Source organism: Polynucleobacter sp. es-MAR-4, assembly GCF_018882055.1.
In the GTDB taxonomy this organism is placed as follows: Bacteria; Pseudomonadota; Gammaproteobacteria; order Burkholderiales; family Burkholderiaceae; genus Polynucleobacter.
In genome coordinates this window covers 654,674-671,474 of the sequence record NZ_JACVPF010000001.1, presented here as the reverse complement: position 1 = coordinate 671,474, position 16,801 = coordinate 654,674, and the positions used below count along the sequence as shown (strand labels likewise).

The window sequence follows — 16,801 nt, the reverse complement described above, 5'->3', positions numbered from 1 at the left end:
GGAGTCTCTTGGCGCAAAGCAGATGAATACCCAGCAGTTTGACCTACAAGCCTCCCTCAATCATTTTTTGAATGCAGAATGCTTAGCCCTAGAAGCTAAGGACATCGAAGCATTTTTATGGTTAATCGACGAAAACGTTGATAGCATGCATGACTTTTTGCAGGCATTAGTTCAAACAAAATTATGGGCAAGCTGGAGTATTGATCGAAACCCCTATGTATCGATGATTTTATCTGTGGGTAAAGAAATTGATCGCCTAGCATCAGTTCATGCTGCACCTGCTTTTCATTCTAAAAAGCACATGATGGAAGTGTGTCTGATGCTTTCTTATTTTCTGATGCATGAGGATGAATGTATTCATGCAAATTCCATTAATTCCGCCTGGGTAAGCTCATCACTGGAAAAGTGGCAGCTATTGCTGGCAGCTGCCGCTCATGATCTAGGGCACCCCGGATTGATTAATGCCACTCCTGGTCAATTGGAGCAGCACAGTTTGGATTTATTAAAAGAGCTGTTGACTAATTCAGCTTACTCATCGTCCATGGTGGGTGAAGTGTTGAAAGTTTTAGAGCCTTGGGTTATGGCCACTGATCATGGGCAATACAAGACCTTATTGGAGCGCCTCAGCTTTGATCCTCCTGCCCATGTAGATTGCCTTGCGATGCTGTTAGTAGAATCCGATCTAGCAGCCAGTGTTTTGCCAAAGAGAGGTCAGGAGCTAACCAATAGACTGGTTCAGGAGTGGGCAGGGCCTTATCCTGAAAAATCGATTGCTCTTCAAAATCAGCTGGGTTATCTTAGCTTTCTTGCCAGTCTGCAGTTTATAAGCCCTCACTCCTCCAGGAGTGGACTACCAAACATATTGAATAATTCCCTCTCACAGCTTCGCTCCCCATCGCCATGAAAATCAAGCACAGTATTTTTTCCTTGCCTAAACCTATATTTTGGCTTTTGATTCTTGCCAACATCGTCTATGCATTTTGGTTGGATCAGCAGTTTGGTTCATTTTGGGCTTGGAATATTGCTGATTTAGCTAATAAGCATGATTTCAAAATAGATGATTTTGTTGCGGTAGGCCAATTTATCCTTTTTGCAGTTACTGTAGATATGGCCATCCGCCATTTTGTGGTTCGCTTTAATGAAACTACCGAAGGTAATCATCTGCCTGCAATTTTGGTTCAGGCTATCACCATCGTCTGTTATGCAGTAATCGGCTTAATTGGTTTTGTTGTGATGTATGACCACTCAGCTGGTGAGGTATTGGCCGCGTCGGGAGCCGTAGGTTTCGGCATTGTTTATGTGTTGCGTGAATTCATTGCAGATATTGTTGCTTGCATTCAAATTCAATCAGAAGGCCTAATTAGTATTGGTGATTATATTGAGGTTGAGGAAGGCGAATACTACCAAGTAGTGCAAATCGATCACCGCATGGTGATCTTAAGGAATGCGGTCAAGCATACTATTCGAGTTCCGAACCGTCGCTTTATTGGCATGACTTACGTGAATCTCAACAAGCAATCTGAAAAGGTGGGCGCTCGTCGAATTATTGATATTGAGTTGGATTCCGGGAATGATGCCGATAGGATCATTGAGTTATTAACCCAGGCTGCAGACTACATTGTTAAGGCTGATCCTCGATATCCTTGGTATCAAATACGGTTAGCAAAAATTAATAATGGAACATATACATTTACCTGGCAATATGAATGTGATCCCTCTGTAACTCCAAAGGGTTCAAAGCATATGGTGAGCTTGGCCGCTGCTCGGTTTCTCAAGTTGGGCGGCATGAATATGAATTCCACTGTTGAAGTAACTCGTTCCTCGGAGTTGGTCCGTACGATTAATAGTCGTCTCAAGGATGTTTATCGATTTGGAGTTCTTAAGGCTTTAAGTATGGAGCAGGTGACTCGTTTATCCGATGTTGCTCAGATTGTGACGTGTCGGGCCAATCAGTTGCTCATCGAAAAAGGTCATAACGCAGATAGCATGTATATCTTGATGGAAGGTGGCCTAGAGGTAACTATTCCTAACGATCAAGGTGAGCAGGTAGTTGTCGCCACTATTTGGCCTGGCGAATGTGTGGGTGAGATGTCCCTGTTGACTGGTGAACCTCGTTCAGCCAATGTTAGAGCAAAGATGAACTCCACGCTTCTAGAAATTACTAAGGCAGATATTACCCCGATTTTTGAGGATACCCCTGAGTTAATAGATGAAATTTCAACCCTACTCGAAGAGCGGAAGGCCGCAAACCAAGCTTACTTTAACCAGGCGCTAGAGCCAGAAGAAGTTAGGAAAAATATCAAAATCCTCGCTAAGAAGATTTTGAAGTTCTTTTTCAATAAAGGTTAGTCGGACTTAAGGCTTAGGCATGACTCCATTTTCTTGATATCTAGCTAGCTCGAAATGGTAATTGCCTTTGAGAAATTTGTTAGTATCGGAACAAATTTGATTTATTCTTTAAATGCCAGCATATTGAGTCAGCTCAAAGCTAGACTCTCACCCCTATTTAGGAATCTGTGGAAAAAGTTCGCGTTCTAGTTGTCGATGATTCTGCCGTGATGCGCAAAATTATTGCAAGCGCCTTGCAAAAAGAACCTTCAATTGAGATTGCAGGCTTTGCTGAGAATGGCTTGCAGGCAATAGAAGCCATTCAAACTTGTAATCCAGATGTGGTCACTTTAGATATCGAGATGCCGGAGATGGATGGCTTAACGGCGTTAAGAGAGATTCGTAAAGAAAATAAGTATTTGCCGATCATCATGTTTAGCTCCTTAACCCATCAGGGTGCTCAAGCAGCAGTGATGGCGTTGACAGCAGGCGCAAGTGATTATGTGGGTAAGCCTGCCAATACTACCGGTGGAATTGATGACACATTTAAGATTTTAGAGTCTGAATTAATTCCTAAGATTATTGGTTTAGCTAAGCGCGTTAAAGCACGCAGGGCTAAAGAGGCTCAGGCTGGCGGTATTGTTAAGCCTGCCATTCCTGCGCCAGCTAGAGCTCCCATTCCTCCAATCAAGTCAGAACCACCGCTAGCAGCTCAGATCAGCAAAGTCAGTTCAAGCATCTTGGCAAAGCCTGCAGAAGCGGTCTGTATTGGTGTTTCTACGGGCGGCCCTGAAGCTTTAATGCAAGTATTCAGCGCCTTTACCGCCCCGATTAATGTACCTATTTTTATTGTTCAGCATATGCCAGCTGAGTTCACAGCTCTTTTGGCTGCCCGATTGACTGCCATTGGCGTCATGACGGTGAAAGAGGCAAAAGAGGGTGAAAGCGCCGAACCAGGCATGGTTTATGTGGCGCCGGGTGGATTTCATATGACTCTATCAAGATCAGGCACCAAGATCATTACCCATCTCAATACCGATCCCCCTGAAAACTCTTGTAGACCGGCTGTCGATGTCTTATTCAGGTCGGCAGCCGCAGTCTATGGCAATAGATTGCTGGCGGTCATACTTACTGGTATGGGTTATGACGGCTTAAAGGGTGCGCAACTCATCAAGGAGCTCGGTGGACAAGTCATCGCGCAGGATGAGGCATCCAGTGTGATTTGGGGGATGCCTGGTGCGGTAGTTCAAGCTGGTTTAGCTGACAGCATTCTGCCAATTGATCAAGTTGCTAACGAGATTGTTTTTAGAACCCGAAAAGTTGTTGCTGGTCAACAGCATGTCTAAGGACTATCTGCCGCAGTTTTACGTCATGCTAGAGAAGCAGGTGGGAATCGCTTTGGATGACACTAAGCAATACTTGCTTGAGTCCCGTTTGCTACCCCTTGCAACTAAGAATGGATATCTTGATGTATATGCTTTCATTAAATATCTAACCCAGAATGCTGTAGGCCCAACTCATTGGCAGGCATTTGAAGCGCTCACTACTAATGAAACCTTTTTTTTCCGAGATAAGCATGTATTTGAGGCCTTAAAAAATACCATCTTCCCGGAACTCATTCAGGCTCGCAAGAATGAGAAAACACTACGGATATGGAGCTCTGCTTGTTCTGCAGGTCAAGAGGTATATAGCTTAGCGATGATGCTGAGGGAGGATTTTGCGCAACTCCATGATTGGGCTATTCAGCTTCAAGCTACAGATATCTCTGAATCAATCTTAAAAAAAGCAAAGTCTGGAATTTATAATTCAATGGAGGCGCATCGCGGTCTTGATGCTCATTACTTGAGAAAGTATTTTTCACATCTTGAGGATGATACTTATCAAATTTCGCCTGCAATTCGACAGATGGTCAATTTCTCGCATCATAATCTTGTGGGCAGTTGGCCGTTTTATCCCAAGTTCGATTTAATTATGCTCAGAAATGTCCTTATTTACTTTAAGCAAGATGCCAAAGATAAGGTGCTCTCAAAAATACGGAAGCAATTAAATGGTGATAGCAGTATTTTAATTTTGGGTGCTGCAGAATCCATCCATTCAAACGACCTATATAAATTAGTGCAATTAGATAAGATTTCGTATTACAAACCCAATATTCTCACCAAGGTCTGATATGGATAACCCAAGCGCTTCTCCTGCAATTGCAATTGACCCAATATATGCAGATGCATCCGTATTGGTGGTTGACGATAGTCGCACGCTAAGAAAGATTTTGATCCGAGAGTTAAATTCTTTGGGATTTAAAAATATATCTGAAGCTGCTGATGGCATCGAGGCGATTGCGTTTGTCAAATCCAATCCTGTAGACCTGATGCTTCTTGATATGGAAATGCCGGAGTTGGATGGTCTGGGAGTGCTCACGCAATTAAAGGCGGATGATACTCATAAAGCATTGCCAATTATTGTGATATCCGGGGCAGATCAGTTTGAGAAGACTATTAAGTGCATTGAAATTGGTGCGGAAGACTATTTGCCAAAACCGTTTGATCCAATTCTATTGCGAGCACGGATTTTTTCTTCGCTCGAGAAAAAACGCCTCCGCGACCTAGATCGCAAGCATTTAGAAATGCTTAACCATGAAAAGCAGCTGTTAGAAGTTGAGCAGATGAAGACTGAAAAGCTCATGCTAAACATTCTTCCTCGGCCTATCGCTGAGCGTCTTAAGCGTGGTGAAAAGAACATATCTGGCAGCTATCCTGATGCCACAATTTTATTTAGTGACCTAGTGGGTTTCACCAAAATGTCATCCAAGACCACAGCAACTGAGCTTGTGAAGTTATTAAATGATTTATTTACTCGGTTTGATATTCGAGCAGAGGCTTTGGGCTTAGAAAAAATTAAGACTATAGGTGATGCTTATATGGCAGTAGGTGGTTTGCCTATTCCACGCCCTGATCACGCTGCTTTATGCGCTGAAATGGCTTTGGGAATGTTTGAGGATCTGAAGAGTTTTAACCAAGAAAATAATGCAGAGCTCAATATGCGGATTGGGATGAATTCAGGTCCAGTCGTAGCGGGAGTGATTGGTTTTACTAAGTTTTCTTATGATTTATGGGGCAATACTGTAAATACAGCAAGTCGTATGGAGTCGACATCCCAGCATGGGAGGGTGCAGGTTTCACCAAGTACTTACGAAGCTCTCAAGGATGCTTATGACTTTGAGGATGCCGGTCTGATGGAGTGCAAGGGGTTGGGGGAGATTAGCACCTACCTATTGGTCGGCAAAAAGTAGTAGGTTGATTAGCTGTATTCAGTCTAGAGCCTTCCTTCATATCCGTCTTGTGAGCGCTAAACCTATAAAGTAAAAAGGCATCCAATGGATGCCTTTTTACTAACTGTTAAGATTGCTTAGCACTCAAATTTAGATACCAACTCTTTAAGTTTGGCAGCGACTCGAGCCAATTCAGCGGATGAGTTTTGAATTTCAGAAGATCCCGAGGAGATTCCACGAGAGGCAATAGCAACGGCTTCAACCGTTTCTGTAATTCTCGCTGAACTACCTGCAGAAGTAGAGATATTTCGCGATATCTCGCCAACCGTAGCGGCCTGCTCCTCAACTGCAGTAGCGATAACGCTGGAGATGTCATCGATCTTATTGATGATGAGTGTAATCTCTGCAATGGATTCAATAGCTCCCTTTGCGTCAGCTTGGATAGCGTCAATTGACTGGCCAATTTCGTTAGTTGCTTTAGCGGTAGAGCGCGCCAATTCTTTAACTTCATTTGCTACTACAGCAAAGCCTTTACCTAATTCACCAGCACGTGCAGCTTCAATAGTGGCATTTAAGGCTAGAAGATTGGTCTGCTCTGCAATGTCGGCAATGACTGCGACTACCTCACCAATTTGAATACTGCTACTGCTCAGCTTGGACATTTGCTGATTTGTGCTATTTGCAATAGTGACTGCCTGATTGGCGACCCGTGATGCCTCCATTGCATTAATGGAAATCTCGCGGATGCTTGTGCTGAATTCTTCTGCAGAGGTAGCAACAGATTGCGTATTTTGACTCACGATATCGGATGATTGCGCTACTTCATTGGCTTGAGAAGATGTCTCTTCAGCATTGGCATTGAGTTGCGCACTTACTACTGCCAATTCTTCAGAGGAGGCGCTAATCATTAATGCATTATTGCTAATTTCCTGGATGGCGCCACGCAGATTGTTTTGAAGTGTTTGGGCTGACTGCGCAATTTGGCCAACAACGCCAGCGTAATCCAGACCTTCAATGGTGGTGTTTAGACGGGAACCAGCCAAATCATTCAGGGCTTCTTTAGTTTTATGCAAAGGATCAATAATCGACTGTCTGAAGCGAATACCAATCAGAATGCTGAGTAATATTGAGATCGCGATAGTGACAAGCGTATAGATAATTGCGTAATGTTTCGCCGCTTCTGCTTCTTGATGAAATAGGCTGGCGCTCTCTAATTTAGCATCTACAAAGTCTTGTAAATTCTTATTAATACGTGGTTTAAAGCCTTGAAACTTTTCACCAAAATACATAGTAGTAGCGGTAGATGGCGCGCTCTTTTCGAGAAGGGCAATTTGCTCAATAGCTACTAAATAAATATCAAAGTCTTCAACGAGCTCATTAAATTCAATTCTTGTTTTGGAGCGAATGATATTTTCGTCAACACGTTTGATTGTCGTTCTTAAGCTTTCTTTTAGCTTTTCAATATTGCCTAGAGACTGCTCACGTAATACTTGACCTTCAGATTTATTTGCAAGGGTGGAGGATAGCAATAAGTGATTGAGTTCTATATCTAGTGCAATAGCCTCAATTTGTAATTGCTTGGAATCCTCAATTCCTTTGGCGCCTTGTACATATAACCAATCAGCACTTTTGCCCATCACGTTGTAGCTGTAAATCGAGATGCCGCCAACAATGAGTGTAAAAAATAGAATTAGACCAAAGCTCGCTACAAGTTTGGTTTTGACGGTTGATCGTCTGTCGAAGTTGTCTAAAAGGGTGCGAAACATTCGGTAGGGCTTCCTGTAGAAGGTTCATGCTTAAGTCAGGCTATTGGGTGGTGCTTGCTTGTTAGATTATTGCCTAATATAGGCTAATATCTCATTAGCCCACATTCTATCCGCCCGCCCAATTAAATGTCCATTACTATTAGCCTACATGGAAAATCACGACGAAATCCTTGCTGAATTTATCCTGGAAGCGCGGGAGATCATTGATCGATTAGATGTGGATTTTGTACGTCTGGAGGAAGATCCTAGCGAACAAGCTCTCGTTGGAAATATTTTTCGCGGTTTACACACCCTAAAGGGTAGTAGCGGCTTCTTTTCTTTAAAGAGGCTGGAGAAGCTGTCCCATGCGGGAGAAAGCTTGCTGGGCAAGATTCGTGCCGGTCAAGTGGAGCTTGATTTTGACAAATCCACTCGTCTCTTGGAGATGAATGACATTCTGCGGCAAATTATTGATGGTGTAGAGGCGAGCCATGTCGAGCCTGCAGGTGACGACCAAGAGCTCATCAATGCATTATTAGGCTTATCTCAGGCCGAAAGGATCAGTCCAGCTGAGATGAGTGCCCCTGATGTTGAGGTCAAGTTGCCGGACGCGACAGTACGGGAGGAGTCTGTAGAGGTCCTAGAGTCTACTGAAATCGCTGTTTCTGGCATTTCTGGGCAAGAAGTTGTGGTTCCCGTCAAGGTCAATCCAGAGGTGCTGGATAAGTTAATGAATATTGCTAGTGAGATGGTGCTGGCTCGCAATCGACTACTGCCGTTTTCTCAGCAATCTTCCGATAAGCTCTTTACTAGCGCAGTTCGCAGTATTGACCTTCTGACTCTAGAGTTGCAGGAGCGCATGATGAAAATGCGAATGCAACCAATTTTTCATATTTGGGATAAATTTCCGCGTCTAGTGCGAGATGTTGCGGCTGAATGCGGTAAGAAGGTACGTCTTTTGCAAGAGGGTGCAGAGACTGAATTGGATCGAATCTTATTGGATAGTATTCGAGATCCCTTGGTTCACTTAATCCGAAATAGTATCGACCACAGCATTGAGTCTCCAGAGATGCGTCTCGAAAAGGGGAAGTCTGAGTTAGCCTATTTAGTGCTTCGTGCCGCCCATCAAAATGGAACGGTGATAATAGAAGTTATTGATGATGGCGCTGGTATAGATTATGAGCGTGTTAGACAGCGTGCCATCTCTCGCGGGTTGATTAGCGTTGAAAAAGCCCACACCCTCGGCCACAAAGAACTAATTGATTTGATTTTCTTGCCAGGATTCTCGACACGTGAAACGGTTTCCAACCTTTCCGGAAGGGGGGTTGGCATGGATGTGGTCAAGAACAATATTGAGAATATTGGCGGCAGCATTGAGATTACGAGCGTTCCTGATGAGGGTACACATGTCAAATTAAAGATTCCACTTACCTTAGCCATCTTGCCAACGCTATTTGTCAGATGTGCTGATGAAATCTTTTTGATCCCTCAAAATCGTATTTTAGAGTTAGTGCGCTTTACTCCAAATGAGCCTAACAATGGAATTGAAGATTTCTACGGGACGCCTACTTTCAGGTTGAGGGATAAGCTCATTCCTTTGTTATTTTTGAATGAGCAACTAAATTTAGCTTCTACTCCTCTCAAGCCCAAGCAAAAGTTATTTATCGCAGTGCTCAATTTTAATGGCACGCTCTTTGGTCTGGTTGTCGAAGAAGTTTTGAATATTCAGGATATTGTGATTAAACCTTTGGGTGATTTGCTCAGGGATATGTCTAATTTTGCGGGCGCCACCATCATGGGCAATGGGGAGGTTGCATTGATCTTGGATATTGATGGAATTGCGCGACAGTCTGGCCTGATTGAGCGCCTGCAGGCTAATCCACTCAGGCAGGAAGAGCGTTATGTGGCACCGGTTGTAGAGATGATTTCGGTCCTACTGTTCGAAATAGCGGGACTGCATAAAATTGCTCTGCCATTGGATGCGATTGACCACATTATCAAATTGGATTCTGAAAAGATTCAACAAAACGGTAACCGTGAAGTGGTGTATTTCAATGAGCAACTGATGGATTTGGTGCGTCTAGATAAATATGTAAGTGGAGGCCTCAGAGAGGCTCAGGTACAAAATGCGGGAGCACCAGTGCTTACATGCCAGTATCGAGACCGCTTATATGGATTGGTAGTGAAGCAAGTGACCGACATTATTGAAGTTCCTGCAAAGTTACATGAATTGTCGACCCCTCAAAGGGGTTTAAATGGATGCATCATTTATAACGATCAGGTGATTAATGTATTGGATCTAGAGGAGGTGCTCATCATGCACAATATTCAGGAGGAATCCAATGAATATCCTCAAGTCATCGATGTATATCTGCCTAGTTAATCATGGAACGTTCATTTTTAGTTTTTCATGTTGGGTCTTACACTTTGGGCGTACCTGCCGAAGAGTTGATTGAGGTTAATCGTAATTTGGGATACACCAAGGTGCCGGGCAGTCCAAAAATGATTCGTGGAATACTCAATTTACGCGGATTGTTGATGCCTGCTGTAGATATGGGGGCCTATCTTGATATCCCTGATTCAACTTGCAACTCTTTCAGCATCATTTTAAAAGTGCAGGAAAATCATATTGCCCTCATGGTTGACTCCATTGGGGACATTATGGGTTTTCATATTCAGGAGTTGGTATTGCCGCCAACCCATTTATCTGGGCAGTTCCAAGAAGCTATCGAAGGGGCGTTTAAATTACCCAACAGCCTGCTTATTATTTTAGATACGAAGGCCATTTCTCGTAACGCTCAACATCCTCATGGGGTCATTCCTCTTGGGTCATTAGTCCAAAGGTAGGTCGGGCTAGATTCGAACTCGCGACCAGCGGATTAATTGGCTGCCATTCTTTTCATAATATGAAAAGACATTCCCGTACGCAAAATGCGGTGCAAGATTCTCACTTGGGTCGTATCTCGCCCCTTGATTCATTATTTCATAATGTAAAAATATCAATTTAAGTTATTGAATTAATTCAATTAATTATTTTTAGTAAATGCTGAAATAGTTCTTGCATGCTTTTCTTGGATGCTTAAACTCTTATATAAGACATAAGACTTGAATGTCTAAATATTTGAAGTACTTGTTTAACTTAGGGAGAAAAACATGGCAGATCGCAAAGCAGAAATCGCAGCACTACAAAAAGACTGGGATACCAATCCGCGCTGGAAAGGTATTACTCGTGGTTACACGGCTGAGGACGTTATTCGTCTTCGTGGCTCATTGAAGATTGAGCACACATTGGCTAAGCATGGCGCAGAGCGTCTTTGGGAATTGGTTAATAACGAAGCTTACGTTAACTGTTTAGGTGCCTTGACTGGTGGTCAAGCAATGCAACAAGTTAAAGCGGGTGTTCAAGCTATCTACTTGTCAGGTTGGCAAGTTGCTGCTGACGGTAACTCATACGCAGCGATGTATCCGGATCAATCTTTGTATCCAGTTGACTCAGTTCCTAAGATGGTTGAGCGTATCAATAACTCATTCCAACGTGCTGATGAAATCCAAACTGCCAAAGGTATCAACAAGGGCGACGCTGGTTATATCGAATATTTCGCTCCAATCGTTGCTGATGCTGAAGCTGGTTTCGGTGGCGTATTAAATGCATTTGAATTAAGCAAAGCCTTGATCAAGCAGGGCGCTGCTGGCGTTCACTTTGAAGATCAATTGTCTTCTGTTAAGAAGTGTGGTCACTTAGGTGGCAAAGTATTGTTGCCTACTACTGAATCTGTTCAAAAATTAATCTCTGCGCGTTTGGCTGCTGACGTAATGGGTGTTCCAACTATCATCTTGGCTCGTACTGATGCTGAAGCCGCTGACTTGTTGACATCTGACTATGATGCAAACGACAAGCCATTCTTGACAGGCGAGCGCACAGCTGAAGGCTTCTACAAAACACGTAAGGGCTTGGATCAAGCGATCTCACGTGGCTTGGCATACGCTGCTTATGCTGACATGGTTTGGTGTGAAACAGGTACACCTGACCTCGAGTTTGCTCGTCAGTTCGCTGAAGCAATTCGCGCGAAGTTCCCAGGCAAGATGTTGGCCTACAACTGCTCACCATCTTTCAACTGGAAGAAGAACTTGGATGACGCAACGATTGCGAAGTTCCAGCGCGAATTGGGTGCAATGGGCTACAAGTATCAGTTCATCACATTGGCTGGTATTCACTCTATGTGGTACAACATGTTCGACTTAGCTCAAGACTACATGCAGCGTGGCATGACTGCTTACATCGAGAAAGTACAAGAACCAGAATTCGCTGCTCGTGATCGTGGTTACACATTCGTATCGCATCAGCAAGAAGTTGGTACTGGTTACTTCGACGATGTTACTACTGTGATTCAAGGTGGTAAATCTTCAGTAACGGCATTGACTGGTTCTACAGAAGAAGAGCAGTTCCACTAAGAAATCCCTAAGTAGTTCGTAGCAGCAGTAATATCCTTACTGTCGCGGCATCTAAATTACCCCACAAGGGTGACTTAGATGCCGTTTTCGTTTACATTCTTCACATGACTAACTGCATACTTTGTAAAGAAGAGCTTAAGCCTGAAGAGGGCCAATTGATCTGGCGAGGAGATGACTGCCGAATCATTCTTGTGAACGATCCCGACCTACCTGGGTTTTGCCGTGTTATTTGGAATCACCATGTCGCAGAAATGACCGACCTGACCTATGGCGAGCGTGAGCATCTGATGGCTTTAGTATTTGCAGTAGAGGGGGCGGTACGTCATGTAATGCACCCAGATAAGGTCAATATTGCCGCCTTGGGCAATATGGTTCCGCATATTCATTGGCATGTCATCCCGAGATACAAGGATGATGCATTCTTTCCGGGATCGGTTTGGTCTGAAAAAATTCAAAAAACTGATGCAGGTAGGCTGGAAGAGCGTAAGCTTTTAGCGCAAACATTACCCACTGCAATACGCAGCGCTATTTCATTCCTTGCTTAATTTAAATGAGGGTAGCTAAATGGTGAGTCCAAGAAATCAAATCTTGACACCCACCTTTAAAAGCTTTTACTGTAATTTATCGCAGGTCTCTGGCTTGATTTGGTCAGGTTTTTCTTGGCCCAAATAAACTCCTATTACAGAAACTGGCCCTTTTCCAGATGATTTTCCATAGTGGCACCAATTTATTGCCTCAACGTATGAACTACCAGCAGGAATAACCTTTTTTCCTTTGGAGCCGTAATCTACTTCGAGCTCGCCGGATACTACATAGACATAGAGCGGCACAAGATGTTGATGAATATCAGTTTTCTTGCCTGGAGCAATTTCAATATTGAAAGCCTTGATGAGAGGTGCGCCAGATGGAAATTTAAATTCTTGTCCAATAATTGTTTTATTGGCTCCAATCATAGGAATTGCAGTCGCGGTAATATCCTCGTAGGCTGTTTTCCCATCAACATGATTAACCGCATTTGCAGATGCAGCAATCAATATAAAGCTTGAAGAGATAATCAGTTTATTTGTTAATAATTTAAACATATTCATACAGGCTTCCTATTGAGTTCATTATGAAAAAACCAATTATGATGGAGAGAATTTTAAACCGCAAGCGGTAGATTAGATTCAATCAAGCTCCCACTGTTTCTAGTCCCTTATTTCCGGGTTGAATCAGTTTCATCTATTTGCATCATTCGAAAACCCTTACCAGTTATTCTATAAACCAATGAATACATCTTCAAATTGCCCTGGTTCAGTTGTAGCTGGAATCTCTGGGTTTGGTACTTACGCTCCTGAGACGCGGATCTCAGCAGAAGAATTGGCGCGTGATGCCAATATTCCCGTAGAAAAATTAACAGAAGGGATTGGTTTTACTCATATTCATAAGGCAAATGAGGAAGAGCATCCGTTCACTATGGGGTTAGCCGCCGCCAAGGATGCGCTTGAAGATGCTGGACTTGATGGCAAGGACGTTGATCTCATTATTTTTGTATCTGCCGGAGATTATGACTATCGTTTTTGGTGCCCATCGAGCGCTGTGGTTCGCGAGCTGGGTTGCCATCATGCTTATGCCTTTGAAGTCAGAAATGGTTGTGCTGGCGGAAATTTAGCATGTAACGTAGCGATGGGATTGATGGAAAGAGACTCATCAATTAATCATGCGCTAGTTATTTGTGCTGATACATTGACGCGGGTGGTTTCCTCCAAGATTCCAGAGTGCCGACCTATTCTCTATTTTGGTGATGGCGCTGCTGCGGTGGTTCTGAAAAGAAATCATCCGCGCTACCAACTGTTAAGTTTTGCTGAGCATACGGATGGTGATTTAGGTGATTTGCTGAGAGTCGATGCAGGAGGAACTCGATTACCAATTAAGCCGGGCTTCAATGAATGGGAAAAGACCTACTCTAGGGTGGATGAGGATGCATTTGCAAAGTTGGTGAATCAAATCTATTTAAAAGAGTATCTGAGCGTCATGAATAAAGCGCTTGAGCGCTCAGGGCACACTGCCTCAGAAATTGAATATGTACTAATGAATCAGATTAAGAATTCTTTGCGAATTCATATTATGGAGGGCATTGGAGTGCCCGAGGATCATACGTACATCACTATGGGGGAGTTTGGCCATATTGGCCCTGCGGATTGTCTGTTTACGATGGCAAAAGCGCATCGTGAGGGTTTATTGCCTGAAGGCAAGTTAGCAATCTTGGCCGCCAGTGGCCTGGGATTTTCATGGTCGGCCAGTGTTATTCGGTGCTAATTGCTTAATCATTGTGATGCTACTGAAGTCTTTCATTATGGAAAAATCTGCGGGTGAATAAAGAATCCAAAGGAATGCTGATTGGCTTCATTGGCATTCTGATTTTTAGTCTAACTTTACCCATAAGCAAAATTACTGTTGTCACTTTCAATCCCTATTTCATTGCGTTTGGTAGGGCTGCTTTAGCCGGCTTAGTGGCATTAGCCTATCTCTCATACAAGCAGGAGCCGCTCCCCAGCAAAACAGACTTAGTGAAGTTTGCCGTTATAGCGCTGGGGGTTGTATTTGGATTTCCGATCTTTACTACTGTAGCTATGCAAGATGGATCTTCTTCCCATGGTGCTGTTATTTTGGGGATGATGCCTTTGGCTACTACTGTGATCGGAGTGATTCGCTTTAAAGAGCGCCCCTCCATTGGTTTCTGGTTGGTATCGATGCTAGGCGCTGGCTTGGTAATAACGTATGCGTTTCTTAAAGGTTCCGGCAGTTTTACCTACATCGATGGCCTCTTAGTGCTTGGCGGGATCTGCGCATGTATTGGTTATGTAGAAGGTGGCGAGCTATCCAGAAAAATGAATCCTCGCACCGTGATTTCTTGGGCTTTGGTGATTTCATTGCCCATCAACCTGGTTATGACTTATTTCACATTCTCTTCTTCGTACTTGAATGCAGATGTCATTGCTTGGACTAGTTTTGTATACCTGAGCTTATTCCCAATGTATTTAGGCTTTTTCTTCTGGTATGAGGGACTTGCAATCGGTGGCATTGCGAGGGTCAGTCAAGTTCAGCTGATTCAACCTTTTTGCACGCTATTAGCCTCAAGCTTCTTTTTGGGCGATCATCTTACGGCCATGAATATGGTATTCGCTTTTCTGGTCGTCTCAACCGTCATTTTGAGTAAGCGGATGCTGGTAAAGCGCAGCACCTAATTCAAGCGCTGCAAGGCCTCTAAATATTTCTCAGGGCTTAATGGTTGACCTTCTCTCTGCGCTTCCCACATTACTTGCCCTAGGCATTCCATCATGGCGTGCTGTGCCTCATGTTTGGATCCTAGCTTCTTAGCTAAGGTTTCCGAGATCTCTTTGATTCCTGGTGGTTGATCAATGGAGATTTGTTCGCTAATCGATAGGTGCATTGAGAGGTGCAAGAAGGGGTTGGTCTCACCGCGCTCTGGTGTGTAGTCTTGCGCAACAGCACCTTCTGGATCGGCGAGTAAGGAGTGATATTCCGGGTGTTCAAGCATCCAGTCGCTAGCAATCATTTCCATTGGTGTCAGAATTTGATTGTCAGTTTTCTTCTTCCAGGTATCGCAAAAAAAGCGACGCACTTCTTCACGGGTTGGATTAAATATTGCCACGAACTTTTCCTTTGCCAGTTTTTTGTTTGAACTCACACAGTGGTTCAACAATGCATTGCTCGCAATCCGGATTACGTGCTTTGCAGGTATATCTGCCGTGCAGAATAAGCCAATGATGCGCATCCATCAAAAACTCTTTTGGCACGCGTTTGAGTAATTGCTCCTCTACCTTTACAACATCCTTGCCTGGCGCCAAGCCGGTACGATTGGAGACTCTAAAGATATGGGTATCAACAGCCATAGTGGGTTGGCCAAAAGCGGTGTTGAGGATGACGTTCGCAGTTTTTCTGCCGACACCTGGAAGCGCCTCTAATTCTTCGCGATTTTGGGGTACTTCACCGCCATGTTTATCTATCAGTAATCGACAAGTCTCTTGTATATGCCTGCCTTTAGAGTTAAACAAGCCGATGTGCTGAATGAAAGGCTTAACCCCTTCCTCACCCAGATTTAGGAGCGCCTGAGGCGTGTTGGCAATCTTAAATAGCTGCCGAGTGCCCTTATTTACAGAAATATCAGTTGCTTGTGCAGACAATAGAACAGCAATCAGTAGCTCAAATGGGGAGCTGTATTCCAGTTCTGTTTCTGGGTGGGGATTATTTTCCCTGAGCAACTCAAAGAAGGTTTGGCGCTTTTCAAGATTCATCATGTTTTCTGCTGAGCTCTCGCAATGGCAGCGGCAATGATGGCACGCTTTCTCTCTTGTTCTTTGATAGCTTCTTCTGAGTCTGGACTTTCTGCATTAACTGATGCCAATTTAGCCGCAGCTTTCTTTGCTAGCCGCTCATCATTGTCGCGTTGCTCGCGATCCAGTCGGGCATCACGCGCTTCATATCGTGAGCGTGCGAGTTGTGCTAATTCTGGGGACCAGGCATCCCAACCAGTTTCATTGCCGGTGACATCAATCATGGTGATGCAGTCTACGGGGCAGGGCGGAATACATAGATCGCAACCAGTGCACCAATCACTCAAGACTACATGCATTTGTTTTGAGGCGCCCACAATCGCATCCACAGGACAAGCTTGAATACACAGGGTGCAACCAATACAAGTATTAGGATCGATAAATGCAACTGGCCTAGGGCGCTCCAACCCACATTCAGGATCAATCTTGGGATGCAGTTCAAAAGCATCTTTGGGGAAGGTGGGCTTGAGGATATCGCTAAGCCTTTGAATACCCTCTATACCCCCAGGCGGGCAGCGATTAGGTAATACATCACCCGTTGCCATTGCTTCTGCATAAGCTCGGCAATCTGGGTAGCCACATTTGGTGCATTGGGTTTGAGGAAGCGCGTCCTCGAGACGATTGGCAAGTTCTTTCGTCTGTTGAATGTTCATTGCAATTAGGGTGCCCTG

General features: G+C 44.0%; 16 protein-coding genes. 11 read left to right on the top strand and 5 right to left on the bottom strand.

Going from position 1 to position 16,801, the window contains the following annotated elements; translation table 11 throughout:
- Nucleotides 1–22: 22 nt before the first annotated feature.
- The 5 genes from ICN16_RS03345 (at nt 23) to ICN16_RS03325 (ending at nt 5,617) form a co-directional block, all read left to right on the top strand.
- Nucleotides 23–904: a 3',5'-cyclic nucleotide phosphodiesterase gene (locus tag ICN16_RS03345; RefSeq protein ID WP_216134023.1), complete on the top strand. Its 882-nt coding sequence runs from the start codon at nt 23–25 to the stop codon at nt 902–904.
- Entirely contained in the window at nt 901–2,349 is a 1,449-nt protein-coding gene (locus ICN16_RS03340; protein ID WP_216134021.1) for a mechanosensitive ion channel family protein, read from the top strand. Before ICN16_RS03345 ends, ICN16_RS03340 begins: the two co-directional genes overlap by 4 nt.
- A gap of 167 nt (nt 2,350–2,516) precedes the next feature.
- Complete coding sequence (locus ICN16_RS03335; RefSeq protein ID WP_216134019.1) at nt 2,517–3,674, top strand: chemotaxis response regulator protein-glutamate methylesterase; 1,158 nt, start codon at nt 2,517–2,519, stop codon at nt 3,672–3,674.
- Nucleotides 3,667–4,497, top strand: coding sequence for a protein-glutamate O-methyltransferase CheR (locus tag ICN16_RS03330; protein ID WP_216134017.1), 831 nt, complete (start codon nt 3,667–3,669; stop codon nt 4,495–4,497). Before ICN16_RS03335 ends, ICN16_RS03330 begins: the two co-directional genes overlap by 8 nt.
- Before the next feature lies 1 nt (nt 4,498).
- The gene (locus tag ICN16_RS03325; RefSeq protein WP_216134015.1) at nt 4,499–5,617 is read left to right on the top strand and encodes an adenylate/guanylate cyclase domain-containing protein; all 1,119 of its coding nucleotides are present in this window, start codon (nt 4,499–4,501) and stop codon (nt 5,615–5,617) included.
- A gap of 116 nt (nt 5,618–5,733) precedes the next feature.
- Here the strand turns inward: ICN16_RS03325 and ICN16_RS03320 are convergent, their stop codons facing one another.
- Nucleotides 5,734–7,362 carry a methyl-accepting chemotaxis protein gene (locus tag ICN16_RS03320; RefSeq protein WP_216134013.1) on the bottom strand — a complete coding sequence of 543 codons (1,629 nt, stop codon included), beginning with the start codon at nt 7,360–7,362 and terminating at the stop codon, nt 5,734–5,736.
- 148 nt (nt 7,363–7,510) lie between these two features.
- On the opposite strand from ICN16_RS03320, the gene ICN16_RS03315 reads away from it, so the two are divergent.
- From ICN16_RS03315 to ICN16_RS03300, 4 genes are all read left to right on the top strand, one after another.
- Complete coding sequence (locus ICN16_RS03315) at nt 7,511–9,724, top strand: chemotaxis protein CheA (protein WP_216134011.1); 2,214 nt, start codon at nt 7,511–7,513, stop codon at nt 9,722–9,724.
- A 2-nt stretch (nt 9,725–9,726) separates the two neighbouring features.
- Nucleotides 9,727–10,188: a chemotaxis protein CheW gene (locus ICN16_RS03310; RefSeq protein WP_216134009.1), complete on the top strand. Its 462-nt coding sequence runs from the start codon at nt 9,727–9,729 to the stop codon at nt 10,186–10,188.
- Nucleotides 10,189–10,494: 306 nt separating this feature from the next.
- Entirely contained in the window at nt 10,495–11,793 is a 1,299-nt protein-coding gene (gene aceA, locus ICN16_RS03305; protein WP_215348597.1) for an isocitrate lyase, read from the top strand.
- 104 nt (nt 11,794–11,897) lie between these two features.
- Entirely contained in the window at nt 11,898–12,338 is a 441-nt protein-coding gene (locus ICN16_RS03300; RefSeq protein ID WP_216134007.1) for an HIT family protein, read from the top strand.
- 66 nt (nt 12,339–12,404) lie between these two features.
- On the opposite strand, the gene ICN16_RS03295 is transcribed toward ICN16_RS03300, so the two are convergent.
- Nucleotides 12,405–12,881 carry a cupin domain-containing protein gene (locus ICN16_RS03295; RefSeq protein ID WP_216133998.1) on the bottom strand — a complete coding sequence of 159 codons (477 nt, stop codon included), beginning with the start codon at nt 12,879–12,881 and terminating at the stop codon, nt 12,405–12,407.
- A 178-nt stretch (nt 12,882–13,059) separates the two neighbouring features.
- Between ICN16_RS03295 and ICN16_RS03290 the strand changes: the two genes are divergently transcribed.
- Nucleotides 13,060–14,091, top strand: a complete 1,032-nt coding sequence (locus tag ICN16_RS03290; RefSeq protein WP_216133996.1) for a 3-oxoacyl-[acyl-carrier-protein] synthase III C-terminal domain-containing protein — start codon at nt 13,060–13,062, stop codon at nt 14,089–14,091.
- A 53-nt stretch (nt 14,092–14,144) separates the two neighbouring features.
- On the top strand, nt 14,145–15,020 hold the full coding sequence (locus ICN16_RS03285; protein ID WP_216133994.1) for a DMT family transporter: 876 nt from the start codon (nt 14,145–14,147) through the stop codon (nt 15,018–15,020).
- Here the strand turns inward: ICN16_RS03285 and ICN16_RS03280 are convergent.
- Genes ICN16_RS03280 through rsxB form a run of 3 tightly spaced genes read right to left on the bottom strand, consistent with a single transcriptional unit; the run spans nt 15,017 to nt 16,783 of the window.
- Nucleotides 15,017–15,442, bottom strand: coding sequence for a DUF1841 family protein (locus tag ICN16_RS03280; RefSeq protein WP_216135636.1), 426 nt, complete (start codon nt 15,440–15,442; stop codon nt 15,017–15,019). The two genes, ICN16_RS03285 and ICN16_RS03280, sit on opposite strands and share 4 nt — an antisense overlap.
- Nucleotides 15,435–16,091, bottom strand: a complete 657-nt coding sequence (gene nth, locus ICN16_RS03275) for an endonuclease III (RefSeq protein ID WP_216135633.1) — start codon at nt 16,089–16,091, stop codon at nt 15,435–15,437. The genes ICN16_RS03280 and nth overlap by 8 nt, the downstream gene beginning before the upstream one ends.
- On the bottom strand, nt 16,091–16,783 hold the full coding sequence (gene rsxB / locus ICN16_RS03270; RefSeq protein ID WP_216133992.1) for an electron transport complex subunit RsxB: 693 nt from the start codon (nt 16,781–16,783) through the stop codon (nt 16,091–16,093). Before rsxB ends, nth begins: the two co-directional genes overlap by 1 nt.
- Nucleotides 16,784–16,801 lie beyond the last annotated feature (18 nt).